This window comes from Streptomyces sp. L7 (assembly GCF_050990935.1).
Lineage (GTDB): Bacteria > Actinomycetota > Actinomycetes > Actinomycetales > Microbacteriaceae > Leifsonia.
The window spans coordinates 3,450,062-3,468,923 of record NZ_CP194644.1 but is presented as its reverse complement, the minus strand read 5'-3'; the positions used below and the strand labels follow the sequence as shown (position 1 = coordinate 3,468,923).

General features: G+C 72.3%; 17 protein-coding genes and 1 pseudogene. 12 read left to right on the top strand and 6 right to left on the bottom strand.

Annotation, left to right across the window (positions count from 1 at the left end; genetic code table 11):
* Window positions 1-29: 29 nt before the first annotated feature.
* From ACR5MH_RS17615 to ACR5MH_RS17600, 4 genes are all read left to right on the top strand, one after another.
* Entirely contained in the window at window positions 30-2,345 is a 2,316-nt protein-coding gene (locus ACR5MH_RS17615; protein WP_431348369.1) for a beta-glucosidase, read from the top strand.
* A 212-nt stretch (window positions 2,346-2,557) separates the two neighbouring features.
* The gene (locus tag ACR5MH_RS17610; RefSeq protein ID WP_431348368.1) at window positions 2,558-3,304 is read left to right on the top strand and encodes a 3-hydroxybutyrate dehydrogenase; all 747 of its coding nucleotides are present in this window, start codon (window positions 2,558-2,560) and stop codon (window positions 3,302-3,304) included.
* Window positions 3,301-4,212 (top strand): alpha/beta hydrolase, encoded by a 912-nt coding sequence (locus ACR5MH_RS17605; protein WP_431348367.1) that lies wholly within the window; start codon window positions 3,301-3,303, stop codon window positions 4,210-4,212. Before ACR5MH_RS17610 ends, ACR5MH_RS17605 begins: the two co-directional genes overlap by 4 nt.
* Window positions 4,209-5,273, top strand: a complete 1,065-nt coding sequence (locus ACR5MH_RS17600) for an alpha/beta fold hydrolase (RefSeq protein WP_431348366.1) — start codon at window positions 4,209-4,211, stop codon at window positions 5,271-5,273. Before ACR5MH_RS17605 ends, ACR5MH_RS17600 begins: the two co-directional genes overlap by 4 nt.
* 14 nt (window positions 5,274-5,287) lie before the next feature.
* On the opposite strand, the gene ACR5MH_RS17595 is transcribed toward ACR5MH_RS17600, so the two are convergent.
* The 3 genes from ACR5MH_RS17595 to ACR5MH_RS17585 are packed head-to-tail and all read right to left on the bottom strand — an operon-like array spanning window position 5,288 to window position 6,706.
* Window positions 5,288-5,782 carry a GNAT family N-acetyltransferase gene (locus ACR5MH_RS17595; protein ID WP_433861998.1) on the bottom strand — a complete coding sequence of 165 codons (495 nt, stop codon included), beginning with the start codon at window positions 5,780-5,782 and terminating at the stop codon, window positions 5,288-5,290.
* 6 nt (window positions 5,783-5,788) lie between these two features.
* Window positions 5,789-6,058, bottom strand: coding sequence for a DUF1778 domain-containing protein (locus ACR5MH_RS17590; RefSeq protein WP_431348364.1), 270 nt, complete (start codon window positions 6,056-6,058; stop codon window positions 5,789-5,791).
* A 39-nt stretch (window positions 6,059-6,097) separates the two neighbouring features.
* The gene (locus tag ACR5MH_RS17585; RefSeq protein WP_431348363.1) at window positions 6,098-6,706 is read right to left on the bottom strand and encodes a TetR/AcrR family transcriptional regulator; all 609 of its coding nucleotides are present in this window, start codon (window positions 6,704-6,706) and stop codon (window positions 6,098-6,100) included.
* 58 nt (window positions 6,707-6,764) lie between these two features.
* On the opposite strand from ACR5MH_RS17585, the gene ACR5MH_RS17580 reads away from it, so the two are divergent.
* Complete coding sequence (locus ACR5MH_RS17580; protein ID WP_431348362.1) at window positions 6,765-7,814, top strand: agmatine deiminase family protein; 1,050 nt, start codon at window positions 6,765-6,767, stop codon at window positions 7,812-7,814.
* Window positions 7,811-9,514 carry an amidase gene (locus ACR5MH_RS17575; protein WP_431348361.1) on the top strand — a complete coding sequence of 568 codons (1,704 nt, stop codon included), beginning with the start codon at window positions 7,811-7,813 and terminating at the stop codon, window positions 9,512-9,514. Before ACR5MH_RS17580 ends, ACR5MH_RS17575 begins: the two co-directional genes overlap by 4 nt.
* Before the next feature lie 71 nt (window positions 9,515-9,585).
* On the opposite strand, the gene ACR5MH_RS17570 is transcribed toward ACR5MH_RS17575, so the two are convergent.
* On the bottom strand, window positions 9,586-9,846 hold the full coding sequence (locus ACR5MH_RS17570) for an NAD(P)H-binding protein (protein ID WP_431348360.1): 261 nt from the start codon (window positions 9,844-9,846) through the stop codon (window positions 9,586-9,588).
* Between the two features lie 76 nt (window positions 9,847-9,922).
* On the opposite strand from ACR5MH_RS17570, the pseudogene argG reads away from it, so the two are divergent.
* A pseudogene (gene argG / locus ACR5MH_RS17565) lies at window positions 9,923-11,358 on the top strand (argininosuccinate synthase).
* 7 nt (window positions 11,359-11,365) lie between these two features.
* The gene (locus tag ACR5MH_RS17560) at window positions 11,366-11,851 is read left to right on the top strand and encodes a MarR family winged helix-turn-helix transcriptional regulator (protein ID WP_431348359.1); all 486 of its coding nucleotides are present in this window, start codon (window positions 11,366-11,368) and stop codon (window positions 11,849-11,851) included.
* A 16-nt stretch (window positions 11,852-11,867) separates the two neighbouring features.
* Here the strand turns inward: ACR5MH_RS17560 and ACR5MH_RS17555 are convergent, their stop codons facing one another.
* Window positions 11,868-14,531, bottom strand: coding sequence for a LuxR C-terminal-related transcriptional regulator (locus tag ACR5MH_RS17555; protein ID WP_431348358.1), 2,664 nt, complete (start codon window positions 14,529-14,531; stop codon window positions 11,868-11,870).
* 591 nt (window positions 14,532-15,122) lie between these two features.
* On the opposite strand from ACR5MH_RS17555, the gene ACR5MH_RS17550 reads away from it, so the two are divergent.
* A complete protein-coding gene (locus ACR5MH_RS17550; protein WP_431348357.1) occupies window positions 15,123-16,436 on the top strand; it encodes a UDP-glucose dehydrogenase family protein in 1,314 nt (437 codons plus the stop codon).
* Window positions 16,437-16,469: 33 nt separating this feature from the next.
* Here ACR5MH_RS17550 and ACR5MH_RS17545 read toward each other — a convergent pair whose 3' ends face one another.
* On the bottom strand, window positions 16,470-17,771 hold the full coding sequence (locus ACR5MH_RS17545) for a serine/threonine-protein kinase (protein WP_431348356.1): 1,302 nt from the start codon (window positions 17,769-17,771) through the stop codon (window positions 16,470-16,472).
* A 97-nt stretch (window positions 17,772-17,868) separates the two neighbouring features.
* Here ACR5MH_RS17545 and ACR5MH_RS17540 point away from each other — a divergent pair, with 97 nt between their 5' ends.
* The 3 genes from ACR5MH_RS17540 (at window position 17,869) to ACR5MH_RS17530 (ending at window position 18,858) form a co-directional block, all read left to right on the top strand.
* Window positions 17,869-18,360, top strand: coding sequence for a MarR family winged helix-turn-helix transcriptional regulator (locus tag ACR5MH_RS17540; protein WP_431348355.1), 492 nt, complete (start codon window positions 17,869-17,871; stop codon window positions 18,358-18,360).
* A gap of 70 nt (window positions 18,361-18,430) precedes the next feature.
* On the top strand, window positions 18,431-18,595 hold the full coding sequence (locus tag ACR5MH_RS17535; protein ID WP_431348354.1) for a hypothetical protein: 165 nt from the start codon (window positions 18,431-18,433) through the stop codon (window positions 18,593-18,595).
* Window positions 18,596-18,606: 11 nt separating this feature from the next.
* Window positions 18,607-18,858 carry a DUF6458 family protein gene (locus tag ACR5MH_RS17530; protein ID WP_431348353.1) on the top strand — a complete coding sequence of 84 codons (252 nt, stop codon included), beginning with the start codon at window positions 18,607-18,609 and terminating at the stop codon, window positions 18,856-18,858.
* Window positions 18,859-18,862: the final 4 nt, after the last annotated feature.

The following is an 18,862-nucleotide window of genomic DNA, read 5'->3' as shown; positions in this document are numbered from 1 at the left end:
CCCGTACCACCCGTATGCAGGAAAGAAGCATGACTACCACTGACAACCTCCCCACCGTCTCCGAGCGCGTGCGGGACCTGCACGCGCGGATGACCCTCGACGAGAAGCTCGCGCAGATCGTCGGCTACTGGGTCGACAAGGGCGAGGACAACGTCGCCCCGCTCGACGGCGAGATGACGACCGGCCAGACCTACGAGGACGCCACCGCCAACGGCATCGGGCACCTCACCCGTGTCTACGGCACGCGGCCCGTCGACCCCGTGGAGCGCGCCTCCTGGCTGTGGTCGGAGCAGCGCCGGCTGCGCGAGCAGACCCGGCTGGGCATCCCCGCTCTCGTGCACGAGGAGTGCCTGACCGGGCTGGCGGCGTGGAAGGCCGCGACCTTCCCGACCCCGCTCGCCTGGGGCGCCGCCTTCGACCCGGAGCTGGTGCAGGAGATGGGGGCCGCGATCGGCGCCTCGATGCGCGAGCTCGGCATCCACCAGGGCCTCGCCCCGGTGCTCGACGTCATCCGGGACCCGCGCTGGGGCCGGGTGGACGAGTGCATCGCCGAGGACCCGTACGTGGTCGGGACGATCGGCGCCGCCTACGTGCGCGGCCTCCAGTCGTCGGGCGTGCACGCCACGCTCAAGCATTTCGTGGGCTACTCGGCGTCGCAGGCCGGGCGCAACCACGCGCCGGTGCACGCCGGGATGCGGGAGGTGCGGGACACGCTGCTGCCTCCGTTCGAGATGGCGATCCGCGACGGCGGCGTGCGCTCGGTGATGAACTCCTACGCCGAGATCGACGGCGTGCCGGTCGGAGCGAACCCGGACCTCCTCACCGGGGTGCTGCGCGACGAGTGGGGCTTCGACGGGACGGTCGTCGCCGACTACTTCTCGGTGGCGTTCCTGCACACCATGCACCGCATCGCGGCCGACCGCGGAGAGGCGGCCGAGCTGGCTCTGACGGCCGGCATCGATGTCGAGCTGCCGACCGGCGACGCCTACCTCGCGCCGCTGGCCGAGCGCATCCGGGCCGGACTCGCCGACGAGGCGCTGGTCGACCGCGCCGTGCTGCGCCTGCTCGCGCAGAAGGAGGAACTCGGCCTGCTGGACGAGACCTTCGACGAGCCGCCGGCCTCCGTCGACCTCGACTCCCCGGAGCACCGAGCCCTCGCGCTGCGGCTGGCCGAGGAGTCGCTCGTGCTGCTGACCAACGACGGCGCTCTTCCCCTCGAGGGCGACCGCGCCGCCGCGCGCATCGCCGTCGTCGGGCCGAACTCCGACGCCGCCGAGGCGCTGATGGGCTGCTACTCCTTCGCCAACCACGTGCTCGCCCACCACCCGGAGGTCCCGCTCGGCTTCGAGCTCCCCTCGGTGCTGGAGGCGCTGCGCGAGGAGTTCCCGGCCGCCGAGCTCGTGCACGCCCGCGGCTGCGACGTGGAGGGCGACGACCGCTCCGGCATCGTCACCGCGGTGAGCGCCGCGGCCGACGCCGACGTGGCGGTGGTCGTCGTCGGCGACCGTGCCGGCCTGTTCGGCCGCGGCACCGTCGGCGAGGGCAACGACGTCGAGAGCCTGGAGCTGCCGGGCGTGCAGCGCGAGCTGGTGGAGGCCGTCGTCCGCACCGGGACGCCGACCGTCGTCATCGTGCTCTCCGGCCGCCCCTACGCGATCGACTGGGCGATCAACGGCCCGGACGCCCCGGCTGCCGTGCTGCAGGCGTTCTTCCCCGGCGAGGAGGGCGGCCGGGCGATCGCCGCCGTGCTCTCCGGCCGGGTCGCCCCCAGCGGCCACCTGCCGGTGTCGCTGCCGCGTTCGGCCGGCGCGCAGCCGTTCTCGTACCTGCACCCGCTGCTCGGCGGACCCTCGGACGTGACGAGCGCCGACAGCACGCCGGTGCTCCCGTTCGGCCACGGCCTGAGCTACACGACCTTCGAGCGCGACGGCCTGGAGGCGGACGCGTCCGTCGCCGCCGGCGGCGAGTTCGAGGTGCGCGTGACCGTCCGCAACAGCGGCGAGCGCCCCGGCGCCGACCTGGTGCAGCTCTACGCGCGCGACGTGTTCGCGAGCGTCACGCGCCCGGTGGCGCAGCTGCTCGGGTACGCGCGTGTGACGCTGGAGCCGGGCGAGGAGGCCGAGGTGACCTTCCAGGTGCCGACCGCGCGGCTGGCGTTCACCGGCCTCGACGGCGTCCGCGCGGTGGAGCCCGGCGACGTCGAGCTGTGGGTGGGGCCGTCCTGCGCCGAGCGCGAGACCGAGACGAGCATCGAGCTGACCGGCCCGAAGCACGCCGTCACCCCCGCCGACGCCCGCCTCGTGCGCACGTCGGTCGCCGCCCCCGCCCCAGCGCCCCTCCCCTAACCCCCGCACCACCCACACCTCCGCGAACGGAGGAGATCCACCGCATCAGCGGCCGGATCTCCTCCGTTCGCTGCGTTTCCGGCCTCCGGCCTCGCGGATCTCCTCCGTTCCCGACAGGTCGCGGCTCCCCCTCGGCGGAGACTCCTTCCGCCCGGCTGCGGCGCGCGGGTAGGGTGCGGGTGTGGGCAGCGGGCCCGGTGAAGGAGGCAGGAATGGCGGACCTCTCGGGGCGCAGGGCCCTCATCACCGGCGGCGCCAGCGGCATCGGCCTGGCGTGCGCGGAGGCGTTCGCCGCCGCGGGCGCGCACGTCACCATCGCCGACCTGAACGGGGAGGCCTCCCGCTCGACAGCCGACCGGCTCGGCGGTGAGGCGTGGGAGGTCGACCTCTCGGACACCGCCGCCCTCGGCGACCTCCGGCTCGACACCGACATCCTCGTGAACAACGCCGGCCTCCAGCACGTCCGTCCGATCCCCGAGTTCGAGCCGCAGAGTTTCGCGCTCATCCTGCGGGTCATGCTGGAGGCGCCCTTCCTGCTCATCCGCGCCGCGCTGCCAGGGATGTACGAGCGCGGCTTCGGGCGCGTCATCAACATCTCCAGCGTCCACGGCCTGCGCGCCTCCGAGTTCAAGTCCGCGTACGTAGCGGCCAAGCACGGGCTGGAGGGCCTCTCGAAGGTCACAGCACTGGAGGGTGCCGCGCACGGTGTGACCTCCAACTGCATCGAGCCCAGCTATGTGCGCACGCCGCTGGTCGAGAAGCAGATCGCCGACCAGGCGCGGCTGCACGGCATCCCTGAGGACGAGGTGGTCGAGAAGATCATGCTCACCGAGCCCGCGATCAAGAGCCTGGTCGAGCCGGAGGAGGTTGCCGGACTCGCGCTCTGGCTGGCCGGGGAAGGGTCGCGCATGGTCACCGGCGCGAGCTACACGATCGACGGCGGGTGGAGCGCGAAGTGACCGGGTTCGCGCCTGCAGAGCCGTTCCGCGTCCCGGTCGACGGCGGGGAGCTGGCAGGCGGCCAGTGGCACGCCGACGCGGGCGGGATGCCGCTGGTCGGCATCCACGGCATCACCGCCAACCACCTCTCCTGGGGCATGGTCGCCGCGGCGCTGCCCGGTGTGCGGCTGGTCGCCCCGGACCTGCGCGGCCGCGGCGGCAGCGGTCGCCTTCCCGGCCCGTACGGGATGGCCGGCCACGCCGACGACGTCGCCCGGATGCTCGACGGGCTCGGCGTCGAGCGCGCGGTGGTCGCCGGGCACTCGATGGGCGGGTTCGTCGCGGTGTGGTTCGCGGAGCGGCACCCCGACCGGGTGGAGCGGCTGGTGCTGATCGACGGCGGCCTCCCGGTCACCCGCGCCGCCGACCTCGGGCCCGCGCGCGACCGGTTGCGGATGACCTTCGCGAGTGAGGACGACTACCTCGCGTTCTGGCGCCGGCACCCCGCGCTCGGCCCGTGGTGGAACGACGCCGTCGAGGCCTATGCGCTCTACGACCTGGTCGGCACGCCGCCCGAGTTGCGGTCGAGCGTGTCCGAGGAGGCCATGTCCGTCAACGCGACGGAGATGGACGGCAGCGGCGGCTACGCTGAGGCCCTCGCCGGGCTGACGTTGCCGATCGCGTTTGTGCGCGCGCCGCGCGGGCTGCTGAACACCGACCCGCTCTACCTGCCGGAGGAGCCCGCCGCGTGGCGCGCCCGGCTGCCGTGGTTCGAGGCGTTCGCGGCCGACGACGTGAACCACTACACCATCGTGATGACGGAGGCCGGCGTACGGCAGATCACCCCCCACCTGCCGGGCGCGTACCCCGCTCACCCGCATTACCATTCGGACCCCGCACCCCGCCCGCACCCGAAGGAGAACCCGTGACCGGAACCCTGCTCCCGGGCATCGTCGCCCGCAGCATCCCGACCTCCCGCTACACCGCCAACGTGCTGGCCCGCACGACCGACCCCACCGTCGCCGCCGACGCCACCCGCACGATCGTGTTCGTGCACGGCAACGTGTCCTCGTCGCTGTTCTGGCAGCCGCCGATGCTGTCGCTGCCGCAGGGCACCCGCGCCCTCGCGATCGACCTCCGCGGCTTCGGCGACAGCGAGACCCTGCCTGTCGACGCCACCCGCGGAGTCGGCGACTTCTCGGAGGACGTCGCCGCCGTGCTGGACGAGCTCGCCACCGGTCCGGTGCACCTGGTCGGCTGGAGCATGGGAGGGGGCGTGGTGATGCAGCTCCTGCTCGACCGGCCCGAGCTGGTGCGCACCCTCACGCTCGTTTCCACAGTCTCGCCGTACGGCTTCGGCGGCACCGCGGAGGACGGGAGCCTCCTCAACGCGTCCGCGTCCGGGAGTGGAGGCGGGGGAGCGAACCCCGACTTCGTGGAGCGTCTGGCCGCCGGCGACACCGGCGAGGAGTCGCCCACCTCCCCACGCGCCGTCTACCGCTCGGGCTATGTGGCGCCCGGCTTCACGACCGAGTACGAGGACCTCTGGGTGCAGTCCATGCTGACGACCGCCACGGGGGTCGACAACTACCCCGGCGACGCGACGACGACGGACGACTGGCCCGGGTTCGCGCCGGGCCCGCGCGGCGTCCTCAACACGATGGCGCCGATCTACTTCGACACGACGGACATCGTCGACCTCCCCGTCAAGCCGCCGATCCTGTGGATCCACGGCGCCCTCGACGCGATCGTCAACGATGCCTCCTTCTTCGACCTCAACCAGCTCGGCGCCGCGGGCGTCATTCCCGGCTGGCCCGGCGAGGAGGTCGCGCCGCCGCAGCCGATGCTGAAGCAGATCCGCGCTGTGCTGGAGCGCTACCAGGCGCAGGGCGGGGTGACCCGGGAGGTGGTGTTCGAGGACTGCGGCCACTCGCCGCAGATCGAGAAGCCGGAGGAGTTCCTGGCGGAGCTGACGGCGTGGGTCAGCTGAGGTCCGCAGCCGTCTTAGAACGCGTCCGCGATCTTCAGGTAGAGGATGCGCTCGGACCCGTCGGGGAACCGCCGGAATCCGAACCGCTCGTAGAACGGGACCACCGCATCGTCGATGGCGTTCACCACCAGGGCGCGGATGCCGAGTGCCTCCGAGGCCTGAATGGCGCGCAGCACCGCATCCTGCAGCAACGAACTGCCGAGGCCGACGCCCGCGTACCGACGATCCACCGCGAGCCGGCCCAGAAGCGCCACCGGGATCGGATCGGGCATGTTCCGCGCGAGGGCACCCGGCGCGTCGGCACGCGCGATCGAGCTCGCCGACAGGCAGTAGTAACCCGCGATGCGACGCGTGTCGTCCGTGACGGACACGTAGCTGCGCGAGCCTCCCGCCGCCTCGTTGTGCCGGGCCCAGGCCTTCAGCCAGCGGTCGAGGACGTCGACGCCGCAGTCGAAGTCCGAGGCGATGTCGCCCGCTTCGATCGGACGCGGCCGGTGGTACTGCGGCATCGCGGATCAGTCGATGAAGACGGAACGGCGACGGAACAGCTCGGCCAGCCCCTCGACGCTCTGGGCCGGTGCGTCGAGTGCCTCCGCGAACGCCGCGAAGGCTTCCTCGTCGACCCGCAGCTCGCGGTCACGGCGCACGACTTCCTCCGCGCGCTCGGTGAGCGTGTCGGCGGTGAAGTCGGAGACGGTGCGGCCTTGGAGGAGCGCCGCACGCTCGATCAGCTCACGCTGAGCGCTGGTGACGCGCACTTCGATTCGTCGGTCTTTCGTGGGCATGATCGCAAGTGTACGGCAAATCTCCGTACACGCAATTCACTACCCCACCAGCACCCCGCGCTCCACCCCCAGCATCCCCTCCACCGCGTGCGCCAGCAACGACCCCCGGTCGGCCGCGCCTCCCCAGCGGACCAGCGCCTGCGCGTTCAGCCCGTCGAGCATCCCGAGCAACTGCCAGGCCACTGCGCGCGGGTCGTCCACCCGGAACGATCCCGCCGCGACGCCGGCGGCGATCACGCCCTCGATGGCGTCGCTCCACGCGTCCATCTGGTCGCGCACCGCCGCGCCCAGCACGGGGTTGCGGCGGCCGAGCGCCCAGGCCTCCACCCAGACCACGGTGACGTCGTCGCGCGTGCCGTCGAGCAGAGTGCGCAGCAGCGTCGCGAGTCCTGCGGCGGGCGACGGCGCCGCGGCGAGGAGTGCGCGCAGTTCCGCGATCTCCGCCCCGACGATGTTCGTGAAGGTCTCGGCCACCAGGCCGTCCATCGACTCGTGATAGTGCGCGACCAGGGCGGGCGTCACTCCCGCGCGGGCGGCGACGGCGCGCAGCGTCACCGCCGCGAGGCCCTCGTCGAGGGCGACTGCGCGGGCGGAGGCGGCCAGTTCGGCGCGCCGCTCGGCGGGCGGTTTGCGTGCTGCTCTTGACATCGTGGGTCCAGTATAGGTATCTATTGATCATCCGATCAATAGAGCCCGGAGGTTCACGATGACCTGGCGCATGCCCGCCGAGACCGCACCCCACGAGCGCACCTGGATGGCCTTCCCGCGCGCCGGCATCACCCTCGGCGACGACGCCGCCTCCGCCGAGGAGGCCTACGCCGCCTGGACCGCGGTCGCCCACGCGGTGGCCGAGTTCGAGCCGGTCACGATGGTGGTCGACCCGTCCGAGCGCGAGCGCGCCGCCCGCATGCTCGGCTCGCACGTCGAGCAGGTGGAGGCGCCGCTCGACGAGTTCTGGATGCGCGACTTCGGCCCGACCTTCGTGGTGGACGACGAGCGCCCCGGCGTGCTCGGCGCCGTCGACTGGACCTTCAACGGCTGGGGCGACCCGGAGTGGTCCGAGTGGCGCAAGTCGGCGGAGATCGCCCGCTTCGTCGCCGACCGCACGGGCGCCGAGCTGGTCAGCTCCGTGCTCGTGAACGAGGGCGGCGGCATCCACGTCGACGGCGACGGCACCGTGCTGCTCACCGAGACCGTGCAGCTCGACCCGCGCCGCAACAAATACGCCGACAAGGCCCGCGTGGAGGCCGAGCTCGCCCGCACGATCGGCGCCACCCACGCCGTCTGGCTCCCCCGCGGCCTCACCCGCGACTACGACGACTTCGGCACCAACGGCCATGTGGACATCGTCGCGACCATCCCCGCGCCCGGGCGCCTGCTCCTGCACACCCAGCGCAACCCGGAGCACCCCGACTTCGAGGTGTCGCGCGAGCTGCGCGCGTTCCTCTCCGGCACGACCGACGCCGCCGGCCGCGCGTGGGACATCGTGGACCTCCCGGCGCCCGCGACCCTGCGCGACGAGGAGGGCTTCGTGGACTGGAGCTACGTGAACCACCTCGTCGTCAACGACGGCGTGATCGCCTGCGGCTTCGGCGAGGAGGCCGCGGACGCCGAAGCGACCGAGATCCTGGAGGCCGTCTACCCGGGCAGCCGGGTCAGCATGGTGGACTCGCGCCCGATCTTCGCCCGCGGCGGCGGCATCCACTGCATCACGCAGCAGCAGCCGGCCGTGCCCACGAAGGCGGACGCAGCATGACCGCCTTCGACGTCGTGGAGGCCGGCATCGCCGACCTCCGCCGTGCCCTGGAGTCCGGCGAGACCACCAGCGCCGAGCTGGTCGACGCCTACCTCGCCCGCATCGACGCGTACGACACCGCCGGTCCCCGGCTCAACGCCGTGATCGTCCGCAACCCCGATGCCCGCGAGGAGGCCCGCGCCGCCGACCGGCGCCGCGCCCGAGGCGAGACGCTCGGCCCGCTGGACGGCATCCCGTACACCGCCAAAGACAGTTACCTCGCCCGCGGCCTCACCGCCGCCGCCGGCTCCCCCGCCTTCGAGCACCTGGTCGCTCAGCGCGACGCCTTCACCATCGAGCGGCTGCGCGCGGGCGGGGCCATCCTGCTCGGCCTCACCAACATGCCCCCGATGGCGAACGGCGGGATGCAGCGCGGCGTCTACGGCCGCGCCGAGAGCCCGTACAACGGCGACTTCCTCACGGCCGCGTTCGGCTCCGGCTCCTCGAACGGCTCCGGGACCGCGACCGCCGCGAGCTTCGCCGCGTTCGGCCTCGGGGAGGAGACGTGGTCCTCTGGCCGCGCCCCGGCCTCCAACAATGCGCTCTGCGCCTACACCCCGTCCCGCGGCGTCATCTCGGTGCGCGGCAACTGGCCGCTCGTGCCGACGATGGACGTCGTCGTGCCGCACACCCGCACGATGGCCGACCTCCTGGAGGTGCTCGACGTCATCGTCGCCGACGACTCCGACACCCGCGGCGACTTCTGGCGCGCACAGCCGTGGGTGCCCATCCCGCCCGCGTCCGAGCTGCGGCCCGCGTCGTATCCCGCGCTGGCCGAGGACGCGAGCCTGGCCGGCCGACGGATCGCGGTGCCGCGCATGTACATCAACCGCGACGAGGAGGCCGGCACCGGCGAGCACGTCGGCATCGGCGGCCCCACCGGGCAGCGCATCCGCACGCGCGACTCGGTGATCGCGCTGTGGGAGGCCGCCCGCCGCGACCTGGTGGCCGCCGGCGCCGAGGTGGTCGAGACCGACTTCCCCGTGGTCTCCAACTACGAGGGCGACCGCCCCGGCGCGCCGACCATCGCCACCCGCGGCCTGGTCTCGCCCGATTACCTGCGCCGGGAGATCATCGATCTGTCCGCCTGGGGCTGGGACGACTTCCTCGCCGCCAACGCCGACCCCGCGCTGAACACGCTCGCCGACGTCGACGGCGCCCGGATCTTCCCGCACCCGGAAGGCGCGCTGCCGGACCGGTACACCGGCTTCGACGACGACATCGCCGAGTACCCCGGCTGGGTGCGCGAGCATCCCGGCACGACGCTGGAGGGCATCCCGGAGCTGGCCGACGGCCTCCGCGGGCTGGAGGAGACCCGCCGCGTCGACCTCGAGCAGTGGATGGCCGGCCTCGGCGTCGACGCCGTCGTCTTCCCCGCGGTGGCGGACGTGGGACCGGCCGACATGGACGTGAACCCGGCCTCCGCCGACCTCGGCTGGCGCAACGGCGTCTGGGTCGCGAACGGCAACCTCGTCCCCCGGCACCTGGGCATCCCGACCGTCACGGTCCCGATGGGGACGATGCACGACACCGGGATGCCGGTCGGCCTGACCTTCGCGGGCCGCGCCTACGACGACGCGGCGCTGCTGGCGCTGGCCGCGGCGTTCGAGGCCACCGGCCGGCGGCGTACCGAGCCGCCGCGCACGCCCCGCCTCGGCTGAGGCCCACGGATTCGGCACGAATGTCGCTTCTGGCGCGCGCAAAGGCGACATTCGGGCCGAATGCCTGGCGCTCAGCCCGCGATTCCGACGGCGGCGCGCTCGGTCTCGGGTCGGCCGAGGCTGTCGAGCATCGCCGCCGCGAGGCCGGCCCGCGTCAGCGCCTCGCGCAGCGCCGCCGTGTCCGCGAAATCGGGTACGACGCCGACGGTCACGCGCGGGTCGAACGACGCCGGCCGCCGCACGACGACCGTCACGTCCTCGCCGCGGTCCAGCGCCTCCCGCACGAGCTCCGCACCGGTGCGCCCGCTGGCGCCGAAGATGGTCAGGCTCATGCGGCAAGCATCCTCCACGCGGGTCCGGCTCTCCAGTGCCCGGACGCACTCCCACGCCCGCACTAAGCTGGAAGGCGTGTCCAAAGTCTTGAGCAGTCTTCCGGTCGGTGAGCGAGTCGGCATCGCGTTCTCGGGGGTCTCGACACCTCCTGCGCGGTCGCCTGGATGCGCGAGAAGGGTGCGATCCCCTGCACCTACACCGCGGACATCGGCCAGTACGACGAGCCGAACATCGACGAGGTGCCCGGCCGTGCCGCGGAGTACGGCGCGGAGGTCGCCCGGCTGGTCGATGCCAAGCGCGCGCTGGTCGAGGAGGGCCTGATCGCGCTGCAGTGCGGCGCCTTCCACATCCGCTCGGGCGGCAAGACGTACTTCAACACCACGCCGCTCGGCCGCGCGGTCACCGGCGTCATGCTGGTGCGCGCCATGATGGACGACGGCGTCGAGATCTGGGGCGACGGCTCCACCTACAAGGGCAACGACATCGAGCGGTTCTACCGCTACGGGCTCATCGCCAACCCGCGCCTGCGCATCTACAAGCCGTGGCTCGACACTGCGTTCGTGGAGGAGCTCGGCGGCCGCAAAGAGATGAGCGAGTGGCTGGTCGCGCGCGGCTTCCCGTACCGCGACGCCACCGAGAAGGCGTACTCGACCGACGCGAACATCTGGGGCGCCACCCACGAGGCCAAGCGCCTCGAAGAGCTCAACGCCGGGCTGGACATCGTCGACCCGATCATGGGCGTCGCCGCCTGGCGCGAAGACGTCGAGGTCGCTCCGGAGACCGTCACCGTCCGCTTCGAGGCAGGACGCCCCGTCGCCCTGAACGGCGTGGAGTTCACCGACCCGGTGGCGCTCGTGCTGGAGGCCAACGCGATCGGCGGCCGTCACGGTCTCGGCGCGTCCGACCAGATCGAGAACCGCATCATCGAGGCCAAGAGCCGCGGCATCTACGAGGCGCCGGGCATGGCCCTCCTCTACATCGCCTACGAGCGCCTGCTCAACGCGATCCACAACGAGGACACCGTCGCCAACTACCACAACGAGGGCCGCCGCCTCGGCCGCCTCATGTACGAGGGCCGCTGGCTCGACCCGCAGTCGCTGATGCTGCGCGAGTCCCTGCAGCGCTGGGTCGGCTCGGCGATCACCGGCGAGGTGACCCTGCGCCTGCGCCGCGGCGACGACTACACGATCCTCGACACGACGGGTCCGTCGCTCAGCTACCATCCCGACAAGCTCTCGATGGAGCGCGTCGGCAACGCCGCCTTCGGGCCCTCCGACCGCATCGGACAGCTCACCATGCGCAACCTCGACATCGCCGACTCGCGCTCCCGCCTCGAGCAGTACGCGGCCTCCGGCCTCATCGGCGGCCCGACCGGCGAACTCGTCGGCGAGCTGGAGGAGGGCAGCGCCCGCTCGATCCTGGAGCTCGACGTGAGCGGCTCCGACGACGCGCTCTCCCGGGAGATCGACGCGTCCTCCGAGGGCGCCGCCTTCGACGCCGGGACCGACTGAGGCCACGATGTCGGGGGAGGTGGCGCCAGGCGACACCGCCGGGGGCGACAAGACGCGCAACCACGAGCAGGGCGAGCACGAACCGGACAACTGGCCGCTCGGCCGCCTGCTCGGCGCCGCCTCCCGGGCCGTCGAGCGCGCCTGGTACGAAGCGCTGGAGGCCCGCGGCCTGACGCACGCCGGCCTCATCGTGCTGCACTTCCTGGAGCTCGGCTTCGACTCGCAGACCGACCTCGCCCGCTTCGCGCAGGTGGAGGCGCAGACCATGTCCCGGACGGTCGACCGGCTGGAGCGCGAGGGCCTGGTCACCCGGCTCCCGGACCCCACCGATCGGCGCAGGCACATCGTGTCCATCACCGAGCGCGGTCACGCCGCCTTCGAGGCCGTGCGCGGCCTGGAGGACGAGGTCTTCCCGACGGTCGACGACCCGGACGCGCTGAGGGCCGCGCTGATCCAGATCGTCAGCGCAGCCCCCGTGCGTCAGCAGCGCTGACGCGTCGTACGCCCGGTCAGGCGATCCGGTCGTCGCCCTCGTAGCGGTTCCGCCCGATCGGCAGCCGCGGGCGCAGCAGCCCCAGGTCGTACGCGACCCGCACCGCCTCCTCGCGCGAGTTGGCGCCGAGCTTGCGGTAGATGCTGCGCGTCTGCGTCTTCACCGTGTTGATCGAGACGACCAGCGAGCGGGCGATGTACTCGAGGCTCGCGGTCGACTGGAGGCGGTCGAGCACGATCCGCTCGCGTTGGGTGAGCTGGGCGGCCATCGCCGCCTCCGAGAAGAGCGGCGTGATCCGCGACAGCGCCGCGTCGATGTCGCCGGAGCCCGCCGTGGAGGCCGTGGGCAGCGGGGCGACCTGGCCTTCGATCGTCAGCACGAACGGCGTGAGGAGGCCGTTGGCCTCGGCTAGCTGCCGCGCGTTCAACCGGATCGTCGCCGCCCGCGCGCTCTTCAGCCGGTACAGCGCCTCCGCCTGGACGAGCAGCGTCTCCACGCGGGTGCGCGGTCCGGGGCTCTCCGCCAGGACGGTCTCGGCCAGGAGCTGGGCGCTCCGGTACTCGCGGAACATCAGCAGCAGGCGCGCCGACACCGGCCGCAGCCGGTTGGTGCCGTCCGGGAAGGCCTTGATGAGCTTCTGCGCGGCGACCAGGTTGCCTTGCGACATCAGCAGGTCGGCGCTCAGGGCCACGAAGCGGGCGCTCTCGGTGTTGCTCGGCGTGTGCGCGCCCTTGCTGAGCAGTTCGCCGTCGATGACGTGCTGGGCCTCCTCCAGCTCCCCGGCCGCGAGCGCGTGCAGCGCGGCCGCGTAGGCGGCGTAGCTGTGCAGCTCCCCGACGTCGACGGCCGCGCCGGGCAGCCACGCGGAGGCCTCGTCGGCCGGCGCCTCGCCGTCGCCTCCGGTGTCGGCGAACGCGTGCAGCTCTGTCGAGATGAGCTGCTGCGCGATCACCAGCGGCGCGAAGACCGCCGGCGCGAGCGGCCGATCGCCGTAGCGGTGGGAGCCGAGTCGCTGGGCGACCGCCGTCGCCCGGTCCAGCTCGCCGTGGAGGGCGTGCGCGAGCGAGGCGGCCCCCGACGCGAACACGTACAGGTCCCGGTCGTCCGAGACGCTGATCGCGGCGCGCTCGAACGAGGTCACGGCCTCGAGCTCCCGGCCGAGACGGAGCTGCGTGAGGCCCATCTCGAGCCACGCGATCGGCGGGACGGAGACGGCCGGGTCCGGTGTCGACAGCGGGCCGAGGAAGTCCTCGGCGTTCGCGAGCCGCCCGACCTTGCGGAGGGCGACCATGCTGGCGAGGTCCGTCCAGTACTGCCGCACGGGCTCCGGCCGCCTGCCGCGCAGCGCCTGCGGCTCCGCTGCGGCCTGGTAGTAGTCGAGCGCGCCTGTCGCATCCCCTCCCGCGATCTCGCGGAGCAGTCCCGTGACCGTCAGCAGGATGGCCGAGGACCGGATCGCGCCGAGCTCCACCCCGCCGAGCACCTCGAGGTAGTCCGCGGCGTCCTCGGTGAACGACGAGGTCCAGTTGCGGGCGATGATCGTCTCGGCCGCGGCGAGGTCGCTCGCCCGCAGCGCCTGACGCAGCGCGGCGACGGAGTCCCCGTTCGCCTCCAACACGTCGAGGAGTTCCCCGGCGAGCCGCTCGCTCTCGCCCGGCGACTCCGCGTCGAGCTGCGAACGCAACGCCACGCGCACCGGATCGAGCAGCTCGTAGACCAGGCGCCCCTGGCCGCGCGCATACGTCCAGACGCCGAGGCCCGCGGCCTCGGCGTCTGCGAGCGGGTCGCCCTCCGCCTCGTCCGCGTTGATGCGCTCGACGATGCGCGGCGAGAGGTACGGGGCGACGGCCGCCCGCTGGAGGCCGAGACGGCCGTCGTCGCCGACCGGCGCCGCAGCGAGCAGCTCGGCGACCACCGTCGCCGTGATGTCCTCGAGCGCGCGCACGGCGACGGGCTCGGCGAGCGCGGAGCGCGGGTCGTCGAAGATCCGGACCATCGCGCGGGCGGCCAGCGGCCAGCCGCGGCTCTGCCGGAGCACGTGGTCGAGGATGCGTCGCTCGACGTCCAGGCCGAGCACGCGCACCACCTGGTCGAGCTCCGCCCGGTCGAAGGCCAGGTCGTCGTTCTGCACGACCACCAGGTCGAGAACGGCCGCCAGGCCGGGAGACTCGAAGGAGGTGAGCGCTCGGGTGAGCACCATGAGGTGCAGGTTCGGCGTCCGGCGGAGCACCTGGACCAGCTCGGCGGACAGCAGACCGTCCCAGCCGCGCGTGTATCCGTCGAGGACGAGCACGACGGTGCCGGGACACCCGGCGATGGTGTCCTGCGCTGCGGCGACCGGGTCGGTGTCCCACCGGTCGTCGTCCCCGTGCGGGTCGAACTCGGTGCGGACGGCGTCCCAGAAGCCCCGGACCCCGCCGGTGACGAGCTCGAGGTCGATCCAGTCGGCGGCGACCCGCGTCGCGCCGCCCGGCCTCTCGAGCCACTTGCGGACGAGGGACGTCTTCCCGTAGCCGGCCGGGGCCCGCACGACCGTGGCCTGTTCCCGCAGCGCGCGGTCGAGACGTGCGGACAGCGCCGGCCGATCGATCGTGTAGCGCGAGAGCCGCGGCAGCCGTGGCACCTCACCCTCGAGACGGCCGTCACCGGACGACGCGTCGGATGTCTTGGTGATCGTCATACCTGACTCCTTCGGCTCGATGTGATTGAGAGCGAGCCGGTTGCCCGTCGGATCGTGATGCGCGGCTGGTTCGAATTCACCCTCGTCGTGTTCATCGGTTCCCCCAGGATCGTCATGAATACCCCCTTGCCCCCCGGTCCGCGCCCCCGCTGAGCGCCATAGGCGATGCTGGCAGCACATTCACGCCGAATACCGCTGAGCGGAAGGCCAGGTGGCGGAGGATCGCACGCACGTCATCAGTCTCTTCATCTCATCATTCACCTCACATCAGCAGGTAACATAATAGCGGCCACACGGCGCATGTGTCATTTTCACCCGATCGACGCCGAGGTGACGGAGCGTCCGGGCAATGCCTGATGTGGGTGAGATCCGCCCGGCGAACAGGTGAAATTCAGCAGATTCGCTTGCCAATGCATCGCGTAAAGCACAGAATTTTAGACAGCGCGAGGTTCAATCGGAACGACGCGCAGGCCCGCTGCCCATCCCCTCCGGCGGCGAATGAGGTGCGGGCGCCGTCCCCTGACATCGAGTGGCGCCCGCACCGGCCGCACGCACACAGCCGCACCGGCCCAGCAAGGAGTAAACGACCTGGTGAGACTTTCTGTTGTCGGCTGCGGCTACCTCGGGGCGGTCCATGCTGCCGCGATGGCCGAGCTCGGTCACGACGTCGTGGGCGTCGACGTCGACGCGCGGAAAGTCGCGCAGCTCTCCCGGGGCGAAGCTCCCTTCTTCGAGCCGGGCCTGCAGGAGCTCCTGCTGTCCGGGCTGGGCAGCGGACGCCTCCGCTTCAGCACCGACCCCGCGGCTCTGGGCTCAGCGGACCTCCACTTCATCGCCGTCGGCACGCCGCAGGTATCCGGCGGCGTCGGAGCCGACCTCTCGTACGTGGATGCCGCGTTCGCGCAGGTGCTCGCGCACGGCAAGGACGGCGACATCGTGGTCGGCAAGTCGACGGTTCCGGTCGGCACTGTCGAGCGGCTCTCGGCGACCATCGACGGGGGCGATCCGCGCGTGACGCTCGCCTGGAACCCTGAGTTCCTCCGGGAGGGGCACGCGGTCGCCGACTCGCTGACTCCGGACAGGCTGGTGTTCGGAGTCACCGGCGGATCGCGGGACGACGCCGCGGCCGCCGCGCTCGCGCGGGTCTACGAGAAGCCGCTGCGCGATGGCACCCCGCTCATCGTGACGGACTGGGCGACGGCGGAGCTGGTGAAGGTCGCGGCGAACGCGTTCCTGGCCACGAAGATCTCGTTCATCAACGCGATGGCGGAGATCGCCGAGGCCACCGGCGCCGATGTGACGCAGCTCGCGGACGCGATCGGTCACGACGCGCGGATCGGCCGGCGCTTCCTCAACGCCGGCGTCGGCTTCGGCGGCGGCTGCCTGCCGAAGGACATCCGCGCGTTCCAGGCGCGCGCCGTCGAGCTCGGGCTCGCCGAGACGGTGCGGTTCCTGGACGAGATGGACAAGATCAACCTGCGCCGCCGAGCGCGCGTCGTCGAGCTGGCCGAGGAGCTGCTCGGCTCCGCCCCGACCGGCCGACGGGTCGCGGTGCTGGGCCTGGCATTCAAACCCGACTCGGACGATGTCCGCGACTCCCCCGCGCTCGAGATCGCGAGCGCACTGCGCGCGGCCGGAGCCGAGGTGGTGGCCGCCGACCCGCACGCGACGGCGAACGCCCGTGTCCGCGATCCCGAGCTGGTGACGGTCGAGTCCGCGGACGAGGCGCTGACGGGCGCGGAACTGGTGATCCTGCTCACCGAATGGCGGGAGTACGCGGGGCTCGCCCCGGCACGAACGGCGACCCTCGTGTCCGGTCGTCGCATCATCGACGCGCGGAATGTCCTCGATCCGGAGGCGTGGGTCGGCGCGGGGTGGGAGTACCGGGGGCTGGGGCGGAGTTAGCCTCGGCCGCGAAGCACGGACCGGCTGACGCGCTCAGCCGCCGCCCTTCCCGTGGCCGTTGCCCTTGCTGTGCCCGTTCCCGTTGCCACCGGTGCCCTGGTTCTGGGCCGGAGCCGGCGGCGCAGGGACCGCGGTCTGCGGGACGGTCGTCGCCACGGGCGCGACGGTCTGCGCCGGGCCGGTGACCGTCGGACTCGGCCGGGGCGTCGCCCCCTCGGTCCCCGCCGGGGTCGGCTCCGTGAAGGCGGGGGCGAGCGCGCTGCCGAGACTGAGCGCCAGAGCGACGAGGAGGACGCTTCCGCCCGCGACGACCCCTGCCATGACCCGGCGTCGCCGCGAACCACGCTCGAAGCCGCGGTACGCCCACCTGTGCGAGGGCTGCGTGGCGGCCGCCGGCGCACCCCCGCCCAGCGCACCCCCGCCCAGCGCACCCCCGCCCAGCTCGGCCGCGGGCATCGCGGCGGTCGGCGCCAACTCGCCCGGTACTTCCTGCGCCGGGAGGGTCCACCCGGCCAGCTGGGGTGCGAGCTCCCTGGCCAGCACCGCCACCTCGAGCGCCGTCGGGCGCAGCCGCGGGTCGCGCGCGGTCATCGCGCCGAGCAGGCCGCGCCAGTCCTCCGGCAGCGACTCGGGAATGCGCGGGTCGCGGGCGAGGCGCGCCGTCACGGCCTCCAGCGGGGTCCCGGGGTACTCCGTCACACCGGTGAGGGCCTCCAGCGTCACCAGGCCGAGCGCGTAGATGTCGGCCGCGGGCCCGGGCTCGGCGACGCTCGCCTGCTCGGGGCTCAGGTAGCCGGCGGTGCCGATGATGGTGCCGGCCGTCGTCAGCCGCTCGGTGCCGAGGAGGTGGGCGATCCCGAAGTCGGCGAGCTTCGCGTGCGGCATGCCGCCCGGCACTCCGGAGTCGCCGAGCAGGATGTTCGCGGGCTTGAGGTCGCGGTGGACCATCCCGGCGCCGTGCACGACGACCAGGGCCGCCGCGATGCCCTCGACGATCGCCACGGCCTCCTCGGCGGCCACCGGTCCGCGGTCGAGACGCGAACGGAGGTCCTCCCCATCCACGAGCTCCAGGACGAGGAAGCTCGGGGAGGGGTCGCCCTCGGGCGAAAGGTGCGCGTCGAGCAGCGTGACGAGATTCGGATGCGAGACCCGGGCGAGCGCCGTGGCCTCCGCGCGGCGCCGGGCGTCGTCGCTGGCCTCCCCGGCGGCGAACACCTTGACCGCGACGAAGCGCCCCAGCTGACGGTCGAACGCGCGGTAGACGGTGCCCATCCCGCCGCGCCCGAGCCGATCGCGGAGCTCGTAGCGATCGAGGAGGAGCGTGTCGGGAAGCACTGCCCGAGCATACGCGCTCTCGGGCATGCCGTGAATCCGCCGAAAATTCGGCGGCATCCCGTTGCGGGATCGCAGAGGTGGGGCGTGACTGACAAGAGTGACCGAGCGATCCGAAGAGCCCCCGCCTGACACCGGCGTGCTCGAGGCGCTGCAGGTCTATCGCGCGGCGGAGACCGCGATGCGGCGGCGCACCGGGGCGGCCATGGGCATCGGCGAGAACGACTTCCTCGCGCTGCGCCTGATCCTCGACAACGCGGCGGAGGGACGCCGCACCTCCGCCAAGGACGTCAGCACCTATGTCGGTGTCTCCAGCGCGTCGACCACAGCGCTCATCGACCGGCTCGTCCGCGGCGGCTACATCGAGCGCAGGACGAACGACGCCGACCGTCGGTCGGTGGACCTCGTCCCGACACGCGCGGCCTTCGGCGACACCGGCCCGCTCACGATCGCGCAGGAGCAGATCGCCGCCCAGGCGGCCGAGCTGAGCGAGGAGGAAGCGCGTACCGTGACCCGCTTCCTGACGAGGATGCGCCGGACAGTGGACGGGATCGGCGGGGAGCGACACGCGAATAGGCCTGAAAGGTCCTGACGTCAAGGGGATTGTTCGACAACCGAAACAGTTGTTGCGTGGAGCGCGTCAAGGAAAGGACAACCCCTCCATGAACATCCTGCTCATCATCATCGCCATCATCGCGGTCATCCTGCTGCTCACGGGCGGCTTCGTGTCGTCCTTGAACTTCCTGCTCTGGGTCGGCATCATCCTGCTCGTCCTCGCGGTGATCGTCTGGCTCGTTCGGCTGCTGACCGGCAGCCGACGCGTATAAGGGAGGTCTCCATGAGTCTGGGCACCGGAATCGTCCTGTTCGTGATCGGAGCGATCCTCGCGTTCGCCCTCAACATCCAAGTCGACTGGATCAACCTCCACCTGGTCGGATACATCCTGATGATCGCCGGCGTTGTCGGCATCATCATCGGGATCATCCTGCTGACCCGCCGTCGCCGCACCATCGCGACGACACGCTCCACCGTGGACCCCGTGACCGGCGACCGCGTCACCCGACGCGGCATCGACGACGACATCGTCTGATCGG

What these genes read in the sequence shown, in the direction of transcription:
- ACR5MH_RS17615 (WP_431348369.1), top strand. Translation starts at nt 30, where the DNA reads ATGACTACCACTGACAACCTCCCCACCGTCTCCGAGCGCGTGCGGGAC.
- ACR5MH_RS17610 (WP_431348368.1), top strand. Translation starts at nt 2,558, where the DNA reads ATGGCGGACCTCTCGGGGCGCAGGGCCCTCATCACCGGCGGCGCCAGC.
- ACR5MH_RS17595 (WP_433861998.1), bottom strand. Translation starts at nt 5,782, where the DNA reads ATGCCGCAGTACCACCGGCCGCGTCCGATCGAAGCGGGCGACATCGCC.
- ACR5MH_RS17590 (WP_431348364.1), bottom strand. Translation starts at nt 6,058, where the DNA reads ATGCCCACGAAAGACCGACGAATCGAAGTGCGCGTCACCAGCGCTCAG.
- ACR5MH_RS17585 (WP_431348363.1), bottom strand. Translation starts at nt 6,706, where the DNA reads ATGTCAAGAGCAGCACGCAAACCGCCCGCCGAGCGGCGCGCCGAACTG.
- ACR5MH_RS17580 (WP_431348362.1), top strand. Translation starts at nt 6,765, where the DNA reads ATGACCTGGCGCATGCCCGCCGAGACCGCACCCCACGAGCGCACCTGG.
- ACR5MH_RS17575 (WP_431348361.1), top strand. Translation starts at nt 7,811, where the DNA reads ATGACCGCCTTCGACGTCGTGGAGGCCGGCATCGCCGACCTCCGCCGT.
- ACR5MH_RS17570 (WP_431348360.1), bottom strand. Translation starts at nt 9,846, where the DNA reads ATGAGCCTGACCATCTTCGGCGCCAGCGGGCGCACCGGTGCGGAGCTC.
- ACR5MH_RS17560 (WP_431348359.1), top strand. Translation starts at nt 11,366, where the DNA reads ATGTCGGGGGAGGTGGCGCCAGGCGACACCGCCGGGGGCGACAAGACG.
- ACR5MH_RS17555 (WP_431348358.1), bottom strand. Translation starts at nt 14,531, where the DNA reads ATGACGATCACCAAGACATCCGACGCGTCGTCCGGTGACGGCCGTCTC.
- ACR5MH_RS17535 (WP_431348354.1), top strand. Translation starts at nt 18,431, where the DNA reads ATGAACATCCTGCTCATCATCATCGCCATCATCGCGGTCATCCTGCTG.
- ACR5MH_RS17530 (WP_431348353.1), top strand. Translation starts at nt 18,607, where the DNA reads ATGAGTCTGGGCACCGGAATCGTCCTGTTCGTGATCGGAGCGATCCTC.